At 64.9% G+C, this 3,455-nt stretch carries 4 protein-coding genes; all 4 read left to right on the forward strand.

All coding sequences use genetic code 11. The features are described from left to right. Positions 1–40 precede the first annotated feature (40 nt). From E4L98_RS15965 to E4L98_RS15980, 4 genes are read left to right on the forward strand one after another with little or no spacing between them, the layout of a single operon-like run. Positions 41–1,174, forward strand: coding sequence for a VanZ family protein (locus tag E4L98_RS15965; RefSeq protein WP_135202547.1), 1,134 nt, complete (start codon positions 41–43; stop codon positions 1,172–1,174). 27 nt (positions 1,175–1,201) lie between these two features. Continuing rightward, positions 1,202–1,519: a (2Fe-2S) ferredoxin domain-containing protein gene (locus E4L98_RS15970; RefSeq protein WP_135202544.1), complete on the forward strand. Its 318-nt coding sequence runs from the start codon at positions 1,202–1,204 to the stop codon at positions 1,517–1,519. 5 nt (positions 1,520–1,524) lie between these two features. Next, positions 1,525–2,187, forward strand: coding sequence for an alpha/beta hydrolase (locus E4L98_RS15975; protein ID WP_135202545.1), 663 nt, complete (start codon positions 1,525–1,527; stop codon positions 2,185–2,187). Positions 2,188–2,235: 48 nt separating this feature from the next. Further along, positions 2,236–3,381, forward strand: a complete 1,146-nt coding sequence (locus E4L98_RS15980) for a D-alanyl-D-alanine carboxypeptidase family protein (RefSeq protein ID WP_135202546.1) — start codon at positions 2,236–2,238, stop codon at positions 3,379–3,381. Positions 3,382–3,455 lie beyond the last annotated feature (74 nt).

The following is a 3,455-nucleotide window of genomic DNA, read 5'->3' on the forward strand; positions in this document are numbered from 1 at the left end:
GGCCGGGCCGCCGACGCGGGCCGACGCCCGCCGGCCGCCCGTGCCACCCGTCCCACCCGCGTCGCGCTCATCGCCGATCACGCGTGCCGCGTTGCTGGCTTACCTGCTGCTGATCATTTATGCCAGCTGGTTCCCGTTCTCCGGCTGGCACAACCAGGGGCTGTCGCCGCTGATCTTCCTCGAAACCACGGCGATGCCGCGCTACTGGACCAAGTTCGACGCCGTCATCAACGTGATCGGCTACATCCCGCTCGGCACGCTGATCGTCTACGCGCTGTATCCGCGCGTGCGCAATGTCCGGGCGCTGCTGATCGCCGGCGCCAGCGGGCTGCTGGTGTCCGGCACCATGGAAGCGGTGCAGACCTATCTGCCGACCCGCGTCTCGTCCAATCTCGACTTCTACACCAACGCCGCCGGTTGCGCGCTGGGCGCCGTGCTCGGCGTGCTGACCGTGCGCCGCCTGCTCGACCAGAGCCAGCTGCAGCAGTTGCGTCGCGCCTGGTTCGCGCCGCATGCCAGCCAGGGCCTGGTGCTGCTGGCGCTGTGGCCGCTGGCGCAGATCTATCCACAAAACTTTTTGTTCGGCCTGGGCCAGATCCTGCCCATCCTGTCCGACTGGCTGTCGCAACTGCTGGACATGGAAATCGACCTGGCCAGCCTGGTGCGGCCGGACGTCGACCTGACCGTCGAGCAATACTGGCTGTCCGAAACCATCATCACCGCCTGCGGCATGGTCGGCGCCGGCCTGACCCTGCTGTGCCTGCTGCGCAAGCCGTCGCCGCGCGGCGTGCTGGTGGCGCTGATGATCGCCGCCGCCATCGTGGTCAAGGCGCTGGCCACGGCGCTGCTGTTCCAGCCCGAAAACGCCTTCGTCTGGGTCACGCCGGGCGCCGAGGGCGGTTTCCTGATCGGCGCCATCATGCTGGCCGGGCTGAGCTATGCGCCGCACGCGGCACAACGGCGGCTGGCGGTGGCGACATTGCTGCTGAGCCTGATCATCGTCAATCTGACCCCGGCCAACCCGTACTTCATAGCAACCTTGCAGACCTGGGTGCAGGGCAAGTTTTTGAATTTCAACGGCGCCGCCCAGTTCCTGTCGCTGCTGTGGCCGTTCTTCGCGGTCTGGTTCCTGTGGCTGCCGTCCCACAAGCTGAACGCCGCCAAGGTATCATAGCGGCTACGACTTTAAAGAGGCATGGCCATGAGCGATACTCCCTACTTCAAGCACCACGTGTTCTTCTGCCTGAACAAGCGTGACGACGGCCGCGACAGCTGCGGCGCCCACGGCGCGGAAGCCGCGCAAAAGCACGCCAAGAAGCGCTGCAAGGAACTCAACCTGAACGGCCACGGCAAGGTGCGCATCAACCAGGCCGGCTGCCTGGACCGCTGCGAGGAAGGCCCGGTGCTGGTGGTCTATCCGGAAGGCACCTGGTACACCTATGTCGACAGCAGCGACATCGACGAAATCATCGACAGCCACCTGGTCAACGGCCAGGTGGTCGACCGTCTGAAGATCTGAACCCCATGAACAAAAGCGAAAAATTTACCCTGGCCGGCGGCGCCGGCCAGATGGAAGGCGTGCTCGATTACCCGGAAATGGCGCCGCGCGGCATCGCGCTGGTGGCCCATCCGCACCCACTGTACGGCGGCACCATGGACAACAAGGTGGCCGTCACCCTGATGCGCACCTTCGTCGGCCTCGGCTACGTGGTCGCGCGCATCAACTTCCGCGGCGTCGGCGCCTCAGAGGGCGTGCACGACCATGGCCACGGCGAGACCGACGACATGGGCTTGCTGCACGCCTGGATGGTGGATAAATTCCCCGGCCTGCCGGTGACGCTGTCGGGCTTCTCGTTCGGCACCTATGTGCAGTCGCAGCTGGCGCAGCGCCTGGCCGCCGCCGGCGCGCCGGCCGAGCGCCTGGTGCTGGTCGGCGCCGCCGCCAGGAAGTGGGAAATGGCCGCCATCCCGGCCGACACCATCCTCATCCATGGCGAACTGGACGACACCATCCCGCTGATCGACGTGCTGGACTGGCTGCGGCCGCAGGAAATTCCGGTGATCGTGATCCCGGGGGCCGACCACTTCTTCCACCGCAAGCTGGGCCACATCAAGAGCTGGGTGCAGCAGCTGTGGCACCGTCCACGCTTAACTTCGGCTGAAGAAGACACCGCAAGCGCCGAGTAAGGTTCTATAATCCTGCGGGTCTTACACTTTTCACCGACACACGAGCACATGAAGAAAATTATTGCGGCACTGGCCACCAGTGTGATGTTGATGACTTCGGCCGTGGCGCAGACGCTGCCGCCGCCGACCATCGCCGCCAAATCCTGGCTGCTGCTGGACGCCACCAGCGGCCAGATCATCGCCTCCCAGGACCCGAACGCCCGCATCGAGCCGGCTTCGCTGACCAAGATCATGACCGCCTACGTGACCTTCACCGCGCTGCGCGACAAGAAGATCACCCTGAACCAGATGGTCAACGTCTCCACCAAGGCGTGGAAAGTCGACACCAGCAGCTCCAAGATGTTCATCGACCCGGCCACCCCGGTCAGCGTCAACGACCTGCTGTACGGCCTGATGGTGCAGTCCGGTAACGACGCGGCGGTGGCGCTGGCCGAAGCCGTGGCCGGCGACGAATCGGCGTTCGTGGTGCTGATGAACCGCGAGGCGCAGCGCATGGGCCTGACCTCGACCCACTTCGCCAACCCGCACGGCCTGCCGAGCCCGGAAAACTACTCGACCGCGCAAGACCTGTCGGTGCTGGCCAAGCACGTGATCCAGGATTTCCCCGAGTTCTACAAGATCGACTCGGTGAAAAGCTTCACCTACAACAAGATCACCCAGCAGAACCGCAACCGCCTGCTGTGGCTGGACCCGACCGTGGACGGCATGAAGACCGGCCACACCGAAGCGGCCGGCTACTGCATGATCGCCTCCGCGCACCGGCCGAACGGCGCCGGCGACCGTCGCCTGATCTCGGTGGTGCTGGGCACCTCGTCCGACTCGGTGCGCACCCAGGAAAGCCAGAAACTGCTGAACTGGGGTTTCCAGAACTTCGATACCGTCAAGCTGTACTCGAAGGGGCAGCCGATCGCGACGCCGGAGATCTGGAAAGGTTCCAAGAGCAACGTCAAGATCGGCTTCGCCAACGACGTGATGGTGACCGTGCCCAAAGGCGTGGCGGCCAAGATGAAGCCGGCGCTGGAGCGCAAGGACCCGCTGGTCGCGCCGCTGGCGCAGAACAGCCGCGTCGGCACGCTGAAGATGGTGGTGGACGGCAAGCCGATGCTGGAACTGCCGGTGGTGGCGCTGGAAACGGTGGAACAAGCCTCGATCTTCGGCCGCGCCTGGGACTCGATCCGCCTCTGGCTGAAATAAACTCCGGGGTCAGGTCTTTCATTGCGTCACGGGCTCTACCGTAGCGGTCGCTACGGTAGAGCCCGTGACGCAAT

The sequence above is a fragment of the Duganella callida genome (genome assembly GCF_004614165.1).
Lineage (GTDB): Bacteria > Pseudomonadota > Gammaproteobacteria > Burkholderiales > Burkholderiaceae_D > Rugamonas > Rugamonas callida.

Bases quoted from the DNA above. Each gene is read 5' to 3' on its own strand.
- E4L98_RS15970 (WP_135202544.1), top strand. From the start codon at position 1,202: ATGAGCGATACTCCCTACTTCAAGCACCACGTGTTCTTCTGCCTGAAC.
- E4L98_RS15980 (WP_135202546.1), top strand. From the start codon at position 2,236: ATGAAGAAAATTATTGCGGCACTGGCCACCAGTGTGATGTTGATGACT.
- E4L98_RS15975 (WP_135202545.1), top strand. From the start codon at position 1,525: ATGAACAAAAGCGAAAAATTTACCCTGGCCGGCGGCGCCGGCCAGATG.